The 14618-nt window shown below is 72.1% G+C and carries 12 protein-coding genes; 6 read left to right on the plus strand and 6 right to left on the minus strand.

Translation table 11 applies throughout. From position 1 onward, the window contains the following. Positions 1-200: 200 nt before the first annotated feature. Positions 201-701: a hypothetical protein gene (locus tag WMF43_RS04370; protein ID WP_437677672.1), complete on the plus strand. Its 501-nt coding sequence runs from the start codon at positions 201-203 to the stop codon at positions 699-701. 241 nt (positions 702-942) lie between these two features. On the opposite strand, the gene WMF43_RS04375 is transcribed toward WMF43_RS04370, so the two are convergent. From WMF43_RS04375 to WMF43_RS04395, 5 genes are all read right to left on the minus strand, one after another. Next, complete coding sequence (locus WMF43_RS04375) at positions 943-2628, minus strand: protein kinase domain-containing protein (RefSeq protein ID WP_437677673.1); 1686 nt, start codon at positions 2626-2628, stop codon at positions 943-945. A gap of 319 nt (positions 2629-2947) precedes the next feature. Continuing rightward, positions 2948-3775 (minus strand): bifunctional hydroxymethylpyrimidine kinase/phosphomethylpyrimidine kinase, encoded by an 828-nt coding sequence (gene thiD, locus WMF43_RS04380; RefSeq protein WP_437677674.1) that lies wholly within the window; start codon positions 3773-3775, stop codon positions 2948-2950. Positions 3776-4079: 304 nt separating this feature from the next. Then, entirely contained in the window at positions 4080-4469 is a 390-nt protein-coding gene (locus WMF43_RS04385; protein WP_437677675.1) for a type II toxin-antitoxin system VapC family toxin, read from the minus strand. 359 nt (positions 4470-4828) lie between these two features. After that, on the minus strand, positions 4829-6001 hold the full coding sequence (locus WMF43_RS04390; RefSeq protein ID WP_437677676.1) for a hypothetical protein: 1173 nt from the start codon (positions 5999-6001) through the stop codon (positions 4829-4831). An 82-nt stretch (positions 6002-6083) separates the two neighbouring features. Further along, positions 6084-6335 (minus strand): hypothetical protein, encoded by a 252-nt coding sequence (locus tag WMF43_RS04395; RefSeq protein WP_437677677.1) that lies wholly within the window; start codon positions 6333-6335, stop codon positions 6084-6086. Between the two features lie 191 nt (positions 6336-6526). Here WMF43_RS04395 and WMF43_RS04400 point away from each other — a divergent pair, with 191 nt between their 5' ends. The 4 genes from WMF43_RS04400 (at position 6527) to WMF43_RS04415 (ending at position 12175) form a co-directional block, all read left to right on the plus strand. Next, positions 6527-7321, plus strand: a complete 795-nt coding sequence (locus tag WMF43_RS04400; protein ID WP_437677678.1) for an ABC transporter ATP-binding protein — start codon at positions 6527-6529, stop codon at positions 7319-7321. Continuing rightward, the gene (locus WMF43_RS04405; RefSeq protein WP_437677679.1) at positions 7318-9492 is read left to right on the plus strand and encodes an ABC transporter permease subunit/CPBP intramembrane protease; all 2175 of its coding nucleotides are present in this window, start codon (positions 7318-7320) and stop codon (positions 9490-9492) included. The genes WMF43_RS04400 and WMF43_RS04405 overlap by 4 nt, the downstream gene beginning before the upstream one ends. Positions 9493-9582: 90 nt before the next feature. Continuing rightward, positions 9583-10536: an extensin-like domain-containing protein gene (locus WMF43_RS04410; protein WP_437677680.1), complete on the plus strand. Its 954-nt coding sequence runs from the start codon at positions 9583-9585 to the stop codon at positions 10534-10536. A gap of 85 nt (positions 10537-10621) precedes the next feature. Next, positions 10622-12175, plus strand: coding sequence for an AAA family ATPase (locus WMF43_RS04415; RefSeq protein WP_437677681.1), 1554 nt, complete (start codon positions 10622-10624; stop codon positions 12173-12175). Between the two features lie 106 nt (positions 12176-12281). Here WMF43_RS04415 and WMF43_RS04420 read toward each other — a convergent pair whose 3' ends face one another. Continuing rightward, complete coding sequence (locus tag WMF43_RS04420) at positions 12282-14042, minus strand: ABC transporter ATP-binding protein (RefSeq protein ID WP_437677682.1); 1761 nt, start codon at positions 14040-14042, stop codon at positions 12282-12284. Positions 14043-14415: 373 nt separating this feature from the next. On the opposite strand from WMF43_RS04420, the gene WMF43_RS04425 reads away from it, so the two are divergent. Next, positions 14416-14556 (plus strand): SapB/AmfS family lanthipeptide, encoded by a 141-nt coding sequence (locus WMF43_RS04425; protein ID WP_437677683.1) that lies wholly within the window; start codon positions 14416-14418, stop codon positions 14554-14556. Positions 14557-14618: the final 62 nt, after the last annotated feature.

Genomic DNA, 14618 nt, shown 5'->3' on the forward strand with positions numbered 1-14618 from the left:
CTGAATGTGCGGCACGCACGCGGCCCATGCACCTGCGTGGAGCCAAGTCAGAGACTTGATGCCGCGGGGACATGTCGGGTGCGACAGGTGGCGAAAGCTCGCCGAACCGGGGCGGAGCATCGGCCGTGGGCGCACAGCAAGGAAGATGTAGGGCCATGAAGTACGTGGGGGTCTGTTCGGCGTTTGCGACCATGGGAGCGATGCTTCTTCTGGGCGCGTGCTTGGAGGCGGAGCCGGCGCAGACGGGGAGCGTGAGCGAGGCCGGGGGGTTCGTGGATCCGGAGCGGCGGCTCGTCCTCGAGGGGGAGGAGAGCTACTGCGGCGCCGAGGTGCTGCGCTGGCAGTACGATCGCGCGAGCGCGTCCCTGAAGATCGCGGACAGCCGGCTGCTCCTGAACTGCTGTGGGCAGCGCGCGATGCACGTGGAGCGCATCGACAGCATTTACGAGATCACCGAGCGGGACGAGCCTGACGCGACGAGCCGCAGGTGCGACTCGGTCTGTACGTTCGACTTCGCGGTGGCGATCCCGGAGGTCTCTCCGGGCAAGGTCTTCGTGCGGCTGCTGCGCGACGTCGTCGACGCGCAGGGCAGCGCCGAGCTCATCTGGCAGGGCGAGATCGACGTGCGGAAGTCGGCGGGCGAGGTGGTGCTCGACCCGACGGCGGCCCCGAGCGACGCCTGCAGCGGCGTTTCCCAGTAGGCGTTTCGCGCGGGCAGGGCCCGGAACGCTGCCCCGCACAGCCGCGTGATTGCGCCGCGGCCACAGGGCGGCGCCGGCGAGCGCGCGAGCGCCGCAAGGTTGCGGCGCGGGCTCGACGTGCGCCGCGCGTCTCCCGTGGTCGCCGCGCGCCCGCGCGGCTCGACGTGCGGAGAGCATCCTCGGCGTCCCCGCGCGGCTCGACCTGCATCGGACGTCGCCCACGCCCACGCGCGGCGCGTCCTCAGTCGATCAACGTGCGGGCGGGGCGGCCGGGCTCGCACTTCACGAGCGTGGCGGTCAGCTCGAGCGTCTCGGGCAACGTGCCCTGGACCTGCGCGACGACCTGCTCGACCACGTGCTGCGCCTCGTCCAGGTTGGGCCCCACGATCGAGACGACGAACGTGAGCGGGCCGGTGCGCCCGGCCGCGGCCGGCGTCAGGCTCAAGAGGAGCGTCTGGGTCAGGTCGACGACCTGCAGCGCGGCCTTCCGCAGGGCCAGCATCTCGAGGATCGTCGGGCGAAGGCTCACGAGGCCGTTCTGGCCGCGGAGCTCGAAGCGCGCGATCTGCATCGGCACCTCGGCCCACTCGGCGAAGAAGCCGTCCTCGTCGATGGCCTTCATCAGGTGCTCGCGCACGAGCAGCCCCGTGAGGCCGTCGCGCCGCGCGAGGTAACGCCGCGCCTTGTCGTGGTGCGGGGAGTCGTGGCCGAACGTCACCACCATGAGGCGGCACTCGCCGAGCTGCACCTCGGCCCCGTGGAGCAGCGAGACCTGCGCCTTGCGCTCGAACGGGAAGTCCGCGTACGTGCCGTTCGTGCTGTTCAGATCCTCGACGAGCCAGGAGCCCGTCTGCCACCGGAGCAGCGCGTGGGATCCGGAGACGGTCGCCTCGGCGAGGACGAGGTCCTGATCGCTGCGGCGGCCGATCGAGAGCACCGGCTTCTGCAGAGGGAAGAGGATGCCGACGCTCTCGGGCGCGTTCGTGGCGTAGGTGATGAGCAGCGACTGCGCGCCAGGGGTGAACTGCGTCTTGATGGCCCGCCCGGGGGCCGGGCCGGGATCGATGCGCTCGCGCGGCAGCTGGATCGGCGCGGTCGTGGTCTGCGTCGGGTTGAAGAACCGCATGTGACGCGCCTGCGGGCGCATCTGCGGATCCGGGTTCAGCGCGCGGAAGATCTGCCGGATCTCGTCGTTCGTCAGCGCCGCGGGCACGTCGAACGTGATCTGCTGCTTCATCGTCTTGAGCCGCGGCTTGTAACCGGGCTCGGGGACGCGGCAGGTCCACATCTCCCAGAGCGTCAGGGCCGCGGCGTAGACGTCGTCTTCCGGGCTCGCGCCGCCGCTGCGCAGCCGCTCGGGCGACATGTAGTGCGGGGTGCCGCCGTCCGGCGGCGCGCCCGGCTTGCGCACGGCCGCGCGCGCGCGCTCCTTGGCGAAACCGAAGTCGAGGATGACGGCGCGGTCCTCGGCGACCATCACGTTGCCGGGCTTCAGGTCGCCGTGGACGAGCCCCTGCTGGTGGATGGCGGCGAGCCCCGCGCAGACGTCGGTCGAGATCTTGCGGAACTCGTCGGCGGTGAACCCGCCGGACGTCTTGCGCTTGCGGATGTGGTTGTGGAGCGTCTGCCCGGGGATGTACTCCATCACGAGGATGGGCCCCCACGGGCTCGGCGCGAGGTCGTGCACGCGGCAGACGTTCGGGTGGCGCGCCTTCTGGGCGAGGATCACCTCCTGCCGCAGCGCCTCGTCGTCGCCCGGCATGGCGGAGGCCTCCGGCACGACCTTGAGCGCAACCTGCTGCTGCGTCAGGCGATCGAAGGCCAAGAACACCTCGCCCATGCCGCCTTTGCCGATGCTCTTCAGGACCTCGTACCGGTCGTTGATGACCGTTCCGACGTCGATGGGAGGGAGGGGATCTTTGGTCACGGCCACGGGCGCACGAAGGGTGAGGAAGAGCTCCGAACCGGCGCGGGAGCTGACGCGCCGGCTCGCCGCTACGGTCTGCGCGCAGGGTCGTCCATTCGAGCCCCGGGCGCAACGAGTCGTTTCATCGGCGGCGCGGCCGGGGCGTTCGCCGGCGCGGCGCGAGGCCGAAAGCGGCGCTGCGCGCGGCCGAGAGCGGCGCTGCGCACGGCCGAAAACGGCGCGGCGTGCGGCCGAGAGCGCGGCGGCGCCGGGCCGAGCCGTCGGCGCGCAGGGGGCCGGCCCCGCGGCGGCGCGCGGCGTCCACAGCCGCGCGCGCTGTTCAGGAGAACGGCCGCGCCGTGTGGGCGTGGTTCAGCGGGCCGTGGCCGTGGCCCAGCCCGGGCGCGGAGCGTATCGCCTCGCGGAGGTAGCGCCGCGCGCGCGCGATCGCGGGGACGAGGGGGAGGCCCTGGGCGAGGCCGGCCGCGATCGCCGAGGCGAGCGTGCAGCCCGTGCCGTGGGTCGCGCGCGTCTCGATGCGCGTGTCCTCGAACAGGTGCTCGCCCCCGGGCGCTCCGGCAGGGCCGGGCTCCGGGGCCGTGTGGAGGACGTCGACGACCGCCGCGCCCGGGAGGTGGCCTCCCTTCAGCAGCACGGCGCGCGGCCCCATGGAGAGCAGCGTCGCGGCCGCGCGGCGCATGGCGTCCACGCTGTCGATGACCGTGCCGGTGAGCGCCTCGGCCTCGGGGATGTTCGGCGTGAGCAGCGCGGCGAGCGGCAGGAGCCGGGCGCGCAGGGCGCCCTCCGCGTCGGGCTGGAGCAGCCGCGCGCCGCCCTTCGCGACCATGACGGGGTCGACGACGAGCGGGGCGCCGCGGCCGAGGCGCTCGCAGACGCGCGCGACCTCCTCGATCACCTCGGCGGAGTGGAGCATCCCGGTCTTGATCGCGTCCGCGCCGATGTCGTCGAGCACGAGCTCCATCTGGCGGGCGATGAAGTCGGGCGGGACCGGGAACACGCCGGCGACGCCGCGGGTGTTCTGCGCGGTGAGCGCGGTGATCGCCGTCGCGCCGTACGCGCCCAGCGCGGTGACCGCCTTGAGGTCGGCCTGGATCCCGGCGCCGCCGCCCGAGTCGGAGCCGGCGACGATGAGGACGCGCCCCTTCATGGCGCCCCTCGGCCGCAGGCGACGGCGGCGTCCGGCCGGGCGCTCTGGGTTGCGCGCATGGAAGGAGCGGGGGAGGGGATGCGAGGGGGATGCATGGCGAGGCCGGGGAAGGTGTCCTGAAACGCGGCGCGCCGCGAGGGGTTCTTGCGGCCTGCGCGCGGGGAGGCCGCCGCGCGACGGCGCCGGCTGGCTGGCGGGCGCCCCGTTCTGCTCGCCCGAAGGTGAACGCGCGGCGCTTCGGCCCGCCGTGGCGCCGCGAGGCCGGAGGACAACGGGCGCTGGTCCGGCGCCCGAGCGCAGCCGGTCACCACACGGTCTGGATCCGAGGTGCCTCCCGGAGGCGCTGGTCCGAGGTCAGGAGCGCCGCGCCGTGGTGTACGGCCGTCGCGGCGATCAGCCGGTCTGCGGGATCCCCGTGCAGTCCCAACGACACGGAGAGCACCGCGATGGCAGGCGTGATCGGAAGCACCTGAATCGAGCGAGCTGCCAGCACCAAGTCGAGAAAGCTCGCCACGTCCGTTCCGGGGTCGATGCGCCCGCGATCGACCAGCATCGCAATTTCCCAGAGGGAGATGTCACAGCAGGCGAGCGCGCCGGATGCGTCAGCGCGCTCGATCGCGTCACGCGCGGCGACGCTCAGCCTGTCCGGCGACAGGGCGTCGTAGAGGATGGCGCACGTGTCAAGGAGGATCATCCGCTGCGCTCCATGCCTCTCCCACGGGGGATTCCACATCTCCCACGCGGGCGCGACCTCGGAGCTCCTCAAGGGCACGCCGAGCTTCCGCGCGCCGATCAAGCGGTGGAACGAGGCGCGCCATCACGCGACCGTGATCGACGATGGCCACCTCTTCTCCGCCCCTGACGCGCTCCAGCCAGACCGGCAGATTCTGCCTGACTTCTGTGACCTCGACGTGAATGACGGCCGGCACGTGTCCGGCAATTCTATGAGGCAGGGCGGCATCGTCAAGGAGCAGCGCGGCCCATCCGTCGGCGTCGGCGGCGAACGTCCCGCCCGAGCGCCACCTCGACGTGGCTCGGCGGCGAGGCCCTGCGTCAGAGGCCCGCGCGCACGATCCCGCCCGACATCGGGGTCCCTGGCACGCCGCGGTTCGCCCAGTACACGAACCCGTTCCGGAGACGGATGCTCGTCGGACGCGCCTGGCCGGACGCGATGATCCGAGGACCGGCGCCGCACCCGTCCAGCGGGCACATCTTGACCGCGCCGTTTGCCCTCGATTCGTCGCCGGCCGCGGTCCAGTACACGCCCGTGGGGCCCACGGCCATGCTCGTCAACGCTTGCTCTCCTTCCACGAAGGCCGCCGGGCTGCCGCCGCATCCGGCCTTCTTGCACGAGAAGATGGAGCCCTTGGCCACGCTCATCACGTAATGAGTGTCGCCCTGGATGGCCATCGCGGCGCCCGGCTCGGCGTGGAGCTGGATCGCGGCGGTGGAGTCGCTCGTATTGCAGAAATAGACCCCTCCGGGATCGGTGGTGTGGGACCAGTAGACCGTCGTCCCATCCATGACGAACGAGCGGATCGAGTCCGCGTGGACGCAGGGAATCCGCGTGCACGTGCTGCTGTCGCACTCGTAAACATCGAATTTCTCCGAGATGCGCACGACGCCGTCGTCACCCACCTGAATCTGGGTTGGCGTGCCGTTGAGCGGCTCCCACACCTCTCTCGGTACGTCGCCGACGCAGCCGGCGGCCGGGCACCTGAAATAGCTGCGCGCCATGCTGCCGCGGCGGGAAGCCAGCCAGTGCACGAAGTTGAGATCCACCGAGACGAGATAGGGAGGCGAGAACGCGGCCGCCGGCGGCGCGAGCCCCTCGGCGAGCAGCACCGGCTCCGGGCAGCCTGCGAGCGGACAGCGCAGCAGCGTGGCCGCAGAGAGGATGAAGACGCTCTGGTCGTCGACCGCGATGGAGTACGGCTCGTCGAGGCCCGAGGCGACGACCTCCGGCGGGCTCGGCGGAGGCGTGGAGGCGTCGGGCGAGCCTCCCCCGCCGCCGGCCTCGTCGCCGCCGGTCCCGGAGCCCCCGCCGCCGCCGGTCCCGCCGGAGGTCGTCGCCGCGCTGCTGCTGCTGCCGACGACGACGCCGGTGCTGCCGCTGCTGCTGCTGAACGAGCGCTCCTCCGGCGAGCAGGCCGCGCCCAGGAAGCCGGCCGCGACGGCCGTCGAGCCGAGCATCGCGACCCACGTCACGAGAAATCTTCGTCGCATGGACGACGAGTATGCCATAGGGGGCGCCGAACGAGCGGACACAGCCGTCGGTGAGCGCGAGGTCGCGCCGGGCGGCGCGGCGTCAGTAGTGCTTGTCGAGGACCGCGGGATCGGTCGTCGTGGCGAACACCACATCGCAGCGGCGACACCGGTACTGCACCTTCGTCGGCCGCGCCGAGATCCCGAACGCCAGCTGGATGTACCCCAGGAAGCGGTACTCGGCCTCGGCGCTTACCATGTAGTGATCACGGCCATGGCCGCAGGGGCACTGGACCGGCTCGGTGGTGGTGCGGTTGCGGTAGGGCATCGGAGACGCGCTCGTCGGCGACGACATGGAAGCACTCTAGGGGTTCCACGGCCTACGTCGAGGCGCCTCGACACAAAGCAGCCAGGACGGGAGGCGGCCGGGGGGCGTACGGCCTCGGCAGGGGCGCCGGAGGTGCTCTCCGCGGCGGTCAGCTCAGCCCGCCGCACAGGGAGGGCCCGGCGCTTTGCGCCCCGCCGCGGACCGAATAGACGTGCCCCATGCGTCCAGCACTCCTGGCCGAGCGGCTCGTGAAGCGCTACGGCGATCTCGCGGCCGTGGACGGGCTCGACCTCTCCGTGCACCCGGGGGAGGTGGTCGGGCTCCTCGGGCCGAACGGCGCGGGCAAGACCACGACGCTGCGGATGCTCGCCGGCATCCTGTCGCCGACCGGGGGGCGCGTGCTCGTCGGCGGGGTCGACCTCGCGGCGAGGCCGCTCGAGGCGAAGCAGCGCCTCGGCTTCCTCTCCGGGGACACCCAGCTCTACCAGCGGCTCACGCCCCGGGAGGTGCTCCGGTACTTCGGCCGGCTGTACAGCATGGAGGAGGCGGCGCTCTCGCGCCGGATCGACGCGCTCGTCGCCGACCTCGAGATGGAGGCGTTCGCCTCGCGGCCGTGCAGCACGCTCTCCGCAGGGCAGAGGCAGCGCGCGAACATCGCCCGCGCGTTCCTCCACGAGCCCGAGGTGCTCATCCTCGACGAGCCGACGACCGCGCTCGACGTGATCAGCGGCCGCTTCATCGTCGAGTCGATCCGGCGCGAGCGCGCCGCGGGCAGGGCCATCCTCTTCTCGACGCACATCATGGGCGAGGCGGAGTACCTCTGCGATCGCATCGCCCTCATGCACGAGGGGCGCGTCGTCGACGCCGGCACCCTGCCCGAGCTCCTCGAGCGGGCGGGCACCACGAACCTGACCGACGCCTTCCTCCACCACGTGGCGCGGAGCCGCCCGCGGCAAGGCCCGGAGCGCGCCGGCGCGGCGCCCGGCTCGCCCCCCCGACGCGAGGCGCCGTGAGGCCCGCCATCGTCTGGACGATCCTCCGCAAGGAGCTCCTGGAGTCGCTCCGGGATCGGCGCACGCTCGTGCGCCTCGTCGTCCTCCCCATCCTCCTCTACCCGCTCTTCGCGCTCGGGATGAGCAAGATCGTCGGCTCCGAGGCGGCGGCGCGCGAGGCGCGCGCGTCCAGGGTCGCGGTGTGGGGAGAGCTCGCGGGCGGGCTGCGAGAGCGGCTCGAGTCGGCCGGGAAGAAGATCGAGCTCGCGCCGTGGGAGGGCGCGCCGCCCGAGGTGCGCGAGGGCCTCCTCTCGGGGGCGCTCGCGCCGCCGGAGGAGCCGGCGGCGGAGGCGGAGCCCGGCGCGGGCGACGAGGCGCCGCCGGGCGACGACGGCGAAAAGGGCCGGCGGCCGAGGTGGACCGAGCCGGAGAACCCCGTGCTCGCCGCGGCGCGCGCCGCGGTGAGCGCGCGGCAGGTCGACGCGGTGCTCGTGCCGTGGCCGTCGCTCGAGGCCACGCTCGCGCAGGGCGGGCGAGGGGCCGTCGCGATCTACTTCGACTCGGTCCGCGCCGACTCGGCGACCGCAGAGGCGCGCCTCGACGCGGCCCTCGGGCGCGCGCGCAGGGAGATCGTCGCGGCGCGCGAGGCGGAGCGCGGCCTGCCCGCGGGGTTCTCCGTCGCCTACGACGTCGTGCCGCGCGACGTCGCGCCCGACAGCCGCAAGGTCGGGCAGATCCTCGGCTCGATGATGCCGATGATGCTCATCCTGATGTCGCTGCTCGGCAGCTTCCTGCCCGCGATCGACCTCACCGCGGGCGAGAAGGAGCGCGGCACGATGCAGACGCTCCTGTGCGCGCCCGTGCGATCGCTCGAGATCATCTCGGGCAAGTTCCTGGCCGTGTGGACCATCTCCCTGCTCACCGCGCTCGGCAACGTGGTGAGCCTGTCGCTCACGGTGGGGCGCCTGCTGCCCGACGTGGTGGTCGTTGATCCGGCGGTGTTCGCGCTCACGTTCGTGCTGCTCGTGCCGGTCACCTTCCTGTTCTCGGCGCTGTTCCTCGCGCTCGCCGTGTTCGCGAAGGACTTCAAGGACGGCCAGAACGCGCTCATGCCGGCGTACCTGCCGCTGTCGCTGCTCGCCGGCATCACGGCCCTGCCGATGGTCGAGCTGAGCCCGTGGACGGCGTACGCCCCGGTCCTCAACATCGCGGTGCTGATCAAGGCCCTCTTCCTCGGGGAGGCGCCGGCCGATCTGCTGCTCGCGGCGCTCATCTCCTCGGGGCTCTACGCCTGCCTTGCGCTGCTGTTCGCCGCGCGCGTGTTCGAGCGCGAGAACGTGCTGCTCGGCGGCGGCCACGAGTCGGCGGCGTCGGTGCTGGGCCTCGGGCGGCGGGCCGGCGGGGTGCCGTCCGCCGGCTTCTCGCTGGCGGCGTTCGCGGGCGTCCAGGTGCTCTTCTTCTACGGCAGCCTGCTCATCGACCGCGCGAGCGTGGCGGCGCAGGTCGCGGCCTCGCAGCTCGGCTTCTTCCTGCTCCCGACGCTCTCGCTGGTGCTGGGCTTCGGCTACTCGCCGCGCGAGACGCTCGGCCTGCGGCCGGTCTCGGTCCGCGGCCTCTGCGGGGCGGTGCTCGTCGGGGTGTCCGGGTGGGCTGCGCTCGGGGGCACCGTGCTCCGGTGGTTCCCGGCGCCGGAGCCCCTGGCCCGCGAGCTCGGCGAGCTCGTGCTGCTCGGCGGCAAGCCGTACCTGGTCGTCCTGCTGCTCGTCGCCGTGACGCCGGCCGTCTGCGAGGAGCTCCTGTTCCGCGGCCTCGTCTACGCGGGGCTGCGCCGCGCCGGGCCCGCGGCGGCGATCGTCGTGTCGGCGCTCCTGTTCGGCCTCGCCCACGGCTCCGTGCACCGGCTGCTGCCGACGTTCCTGCTCGGCCTCGCGCTCGGCTACACGCGCCACCGCACCGGGTCCGTGCTGGCCGGGGCCGTCCTGCACGCGCTGAGCAACGGCGTCGTGGTGTCGCTGCTCTACTTCGATCCGGCGTGGGCGCAGGGCGCGCTGGAGCAAGCGGTGCCGTGGAGCGCGACGATCGCCGGGATGCTGGTGTCCCTGGCCGGGCTGCTCCTGCTCCGGGGGACCCCGGCGCCGGAAGGGAGCCGCGACGGCGGCAGCGCCGACGGAGGAGACGCGCGGGAGGGCTGAATCTGGCGAACGAGCGGCCTCTGTGGGGGAGAACGCCGCGAGAAGAGGGCTCCTCTTGCGCGGGTCGCGCGCTGCGGTAGGCACATCGATGTGCACGCACGCTTCCTTCCGGGGCTCACTGCAGCGGCGGTGATCTCCGCGCTGTCCTGCTCTCATGGCGGCGCGACCCTCGCGGAGCTCGGCGCCGCCGCGCTCGCGACGCCGCCCGCCCTCGTGGGCGAGGCGCCTGCGGCTGCAGGCGAAGCGCCCGCCGCCGGCGAGGCGCCTGCCGTCAGCGATGAGCCTGCCGCCGGCGAGGTGCCCGGCGCTGCCGTCGGGGCGCCCGCGCTGGCCGGCGCGGCGCCCGCGGCGCTGCCGACAGCCCCGCCGACGGCCGCACCGGCGGGGGCGGGCTCCTGGGTGGAGCAGCTGACCGAGGCCGCCGGCCTCCGCGAGCGGCCGCCGCGCGCGCAGCGCCAGTGGAACCACATCGCCGCCGCGGCGGGCGCGGATTGCCGCGACGCGCTGAAGCGCGCGGGCGCGCGCTTCCAGGCGATGGCCGACACCGAGAAGCCGAACAAGAAGGGATGCGGCATTCCCCACGGCGTGCTGCTGACGCGCGGGCCGACAGGGATCACCTATTCGCCGCCGCTGCAGATCGACTGCTCCCTCGCGCTCCGGCTCGCCGATATCGAGCGCGTGATCCAGGAAGAGGCGGAAGCGCACCTCGGCTCGCCGATCGCCCGCGTCAGCACGCTGGGGAGTTATGCCTGCCGGGAGGTGCGCGGCCGGATGCGCCCGTGGAGCGAGGGCCTCAGCGAGCATTCGTTCGGCAATGCCTTCGATATCGCGCGCTTCTCCCCGAAGCGCGGGCGCCCGGTGAGCGTGCTGCGCGATTACGTGCTGCGCGGGGCGGAGCCGAGCACCCGCGAGGGGCGCTTCCTCAGGAGCATCACCTGGCGGCTCCGCGCCGAGGGAGCCGCCTCGCGCGTGCTCGGACCGGACTTCGACGCGAGCCACCGGGACCACCTGCACGTCGATTGCGGGACGCCGCGCTGGTACTGAGCCGCAAGCGCCGCGCGCCGATCGCGCCCCGCATCAGGGGTCGGCCGACTTGCAGCGGCACCGACCCCGCCGCTACGCTTCGCGCGTGAGGCCCTCGTTCAACACCGCCGGTCCGTGTGTTCCGGGCGACCACTACATGCTCCCGCCCGAGCGGCGCCTCGCGCGCGTGATGCGCCTCATCGAAGATCACAAGTACTTCACGTTTCACGCCGGTCGCCAGACGGGGAAGACCACCAGCGCCCGCTGGCTCGTCGAGCACCTCAACGGCGGGGGGCGCTTCCTCGCCACGTGGGTTGATGTCCAGACCGCCCGAGAGCAGCCCGACCCCTCGAAGGCCTTCGAGGCCGTGCTGTACTCCCTGGACACCGCGGTCGATCGCGACCTGCCCGAGCTCGGCCGGCCAGCGGGCGAGGCCCGGAGCATCGAGCCGGCGGCCAACTTCATCTTGCGTTACCTGCGCGACCTCGCCGCGCGCAGCCCGAGGCCGCTCTGTGTGCTCGTGGACGAGGCCGACGGGCTTGTCGGACCGGCGATGATCTCGTTCCTGACCCAGCTCCGGCAAGGCTACATCGACCGGAGCCGCACGCCGTTCCCATCAAGCGTGGTGCTGATCGGCCAGCGCCAGGTGCGCGACTACGCGGTCAGCGCCGAGGACCGGCGAGCCGTCTCGTGGCTGGGGACGACATCGCCGTTCAACATCACGGCGGAGGCGGCGACGCTCGGGCTCTTCACCGAGGCCGAGGTCACCGAGCTGCTCGAGCAGCACACGGCGGCCACAGGACAGCAGTTCGAGCCCGCGGCGGTGCGGCGGATCTGGGAGCTCGGGCAAGGGCACCCGTGGCTGACGAACGCGCTCGCCGACCAGATCGTCGGCCGGGACGTCGAAGATCGCCGTGTCGCTGTCACCGCTGCCCACGTCGACGCGGCCAAGGAGACGATCATCCTCGAGCGCCGCTCGCACATCGACTCGCTGGTCGCGCGCCTTCGCGAGCCGCGGGTGCGCCGCATCCTCGAGCCGATGCTGATCGGCGGGTGGCTGCCAGGGGACGTGCTCGACGACGACGTGGCCTACGTGCTCGGCCTGGGGCTCATCCGCGTGGCGGGCGGCGAGTACGTGGTCGCCAACCCCATCTACCGCGAGGTGATCCCGCGGGCGCTCACCTGGGTCCAGCAGCACAGCCTGCACCAGCCGACCGCATGGTACCTCCGCCCGGACGGATCGCTCGATATGCGCAGCCTGATGGCCGCCTGGCAGACGTTCTGGCGCAAGGACGGCCACCTCGCCGCCCAGGGCTTCGGCTACCGGGAAGCCGGTCCACACCTGATGCTGATGGCGTTCCTGCAGCGCGTGGTCAACGGGGGCGGGCGTGTCGAGCGCGAGTATGGCCTGGGGCGGGGAGCGCTCGATCTGATGATCCTCTGGGGGAGCGAGCGCCACGCCGTCGAGGTGAAGATCCGTCGCGACACCGAGACCGAGGGAGAGGCGCTCGACCAGGTGGCGCGTTATCTCGACCGCGCAGGGCTCGACGAGGGGTGGCTCGTGCTGTTCGACCTGCGGAAGGAGCCCGCGTGGGGAGACAAGCTGTTCGTGCGCGACGTGGAGCACGAAGGAAAGAAGATCCGCATCGTGGGGTGCTGACCCGCGCGCTCTCCCGGGCGCGCGCCGTTGACGACGCGGCGGGGGCCGGCCGTGAGGCCCGCCGGGCGAACCGCCGTGGCGCCCCCGCGCGGGGCTCGGCCCGCGCTCACGCGCTGACGAACTGACGCTCGACCAGCCGTCGATACAGTCCGTCCTGCGCGACGAGCGCCGCGTGGACCCCGCTCTGCACGATCTTGCCGCCGTCCATGACGAGCACGCGGTCGGCGCCCATCACCGTCGAGAGCCGGTGGGCGATGATCAGCGTCGTGCGGCCCTTCATGAGGGTGTCGAGCGCCGCCTTCACGAGGTGCTCGCTCTCGGTGTCGAGCGCGCTCGTCGCCTCGTCGAGCACGAGCAGGCGCGGGTCCTTGAGCACGGCGCGGGCGATGGCCACGCGCTGCTTCTGCCCGCCGGACAGCTGCACCCCGCGCTCGCCCACGAGCGTCCGATAGCCCTCCGGGAACCTCATGACGAAATCGTGCGCGTTCGCCGCGCGCGCGGCGGCCTCGACCTCCTCGTCCGAGGCGTCCTCCCGGCCATAACGGATGTTGTCGGCGACGCTGGTGGCGAAGAGGATCGGCTCCTGCGCGACGATGCCTATCTGCCGACGGAGCCAGATCGGAGACAACGTGCGGAGGTCGTGCCCGTCGAGGAGAATGCGCCCCTCGTCAGGATCGTAGAGCCGCAGGAGCAGCGCCGCGAGCGTCGATTTGCCCGCCCCGGACGAGCCGACCAGCGCAATGACCTCCCCGGGCCGCACGGAGAGATCAATGCCTCTGAGAACGGGCGTATCCTTGCGCGCGGGATAGCTGAACCTGACCCGATCGAGCTCCAGCGTTCCCTGGACGGAAGCCGGCTCGAGGCCGCCCGAGAGCGGCATGGCCGGCGCTCGATCGAGGAGGCCGAGGACGCGCTCCGCGGCGCCGAGCGCCCGCATGAGGCCGGCCCACAGATCACTCAAGCCGGCGAGCGAGAAGGCGACGAGGAGGGTGTAAACGAGGAACGCTGTCAGCTTGCCGACGGTCATGGTCCCGGTCACGACGAGGTGGCCGCCGTACCAGAGCACGAGCGCCGTGGCGGCGTAGCCCGCGAACGTCACCACCCCCATGAAGAGCCCCGAGGCGCGGACGCGCGTCCGCGCGCGCTCGAACGACTCCGCGACCTGGCCGGCATAACGCGCCACCTCCTGCTCCTCGGCGGCGAACGCCCTCACGGTGCGGACGCCCGAGAGCGCCTCCTCCGCGATCTCGCTGGAGCGCGCGAGTGAATCCTGGACGTCGCGGGAGAGCTTGCGGACCTTGCGGCCATAGATCACCGCGCCGAGCAGCACGGGAGGGATCACCGAGAGCATCAGCAGCGTGAGCCGTGGGGACGTGTACACGAGGAACCCGAGGCCGCCCACGACCGACGCGGCGAGGCGCAGCGCCATTGAAATATCGACGCTGACGGCGTTCTGGAGCACCGTCGTGTCCGACGCGAGGCGGCTCGTCAGCTCCCCAGTCCTGTGGGCGTCGAAGAACGCCATCTCCTGCCGGAGGACATGCTCGAAGAGGCGCGCCCGCAGCCGGGCGACGACGCGCTCGCCCGCGGTGGCGAACAACACGTAGCGGAGCGCGACCGCGACGGACTGGATCGCGATGAGGGGCAGCAGCCATAACGCCGCCCTGTCGATCGTATCGGCGGCCTTGCCAGGCCCGAGCGCGTCGTCGATGATCCTCTGGACCGCCTGGGGGATCAGCAGGCTCACCACGCTGCCGATGCCCAGGAACAAGGCGCCGAGGGCGAGGCTCCCGAGCTCGGGGCGGGCGAGGCGGAAGAGACGCGAGAGGTGCCTGGGGCTGCGCCGCCCCTCGTCTGAGCTCTGCATTGGCCTGCTCTAGCCTAGCAGGTCACGCGCAGGGGGCGCGCGTCCGTGGCGTTCGCGTGTTGCCGCGCGACGCTCGGTCAGGGCCGTCTGCACGCGGGCTCAGCATTGAGTCCGTGGCATAGCGCTACAGGCCGTCATTTTTGCCACCGCGTCCCTGAGGCAATTTGGCAGCTCAAATTATGCCGAGATAGATTTCATTTGGTTTGAGCTAAAACGATTCTACAACGATAGTCCTGGGCGTCCATGATCGTGGTAATATTCCGACGTCGTCGTGATTGACGCTCTCCTGGAGCCGTCTCCGACCGATTCGCAATGGCGGTCGAGGCTTGGCCTCGCTCTTGCTGAACCCCTCCTCGACCAAAGGAGGTCAATTATGAAGAAGATCCTGTCGCTCCAGAAGCTCTCGACGAAGAACCCGACCACCGGCGGCGGCGGCGGCGGTGGTGGTGGCGGCTCGAACCTCAGCCTGCTCTCGACCTGTTCGAACTCGGTGCTGAGCCTCCTCGCCTGTTAGGTGAGGTGGTGAAAGGGCGATCGGCGCTCCTCGGGGTGTCGATCCGGTGCAAAGTCATCTCC

It is taken from the genome of Sorangium sp. So ce131, assembly GCF_051519095.1.
Taxonomy (GTDB): Bacteria; Myxococcota_A; Polyangia; order Polyangiales; family Polyangiaceae; genus Sorangium.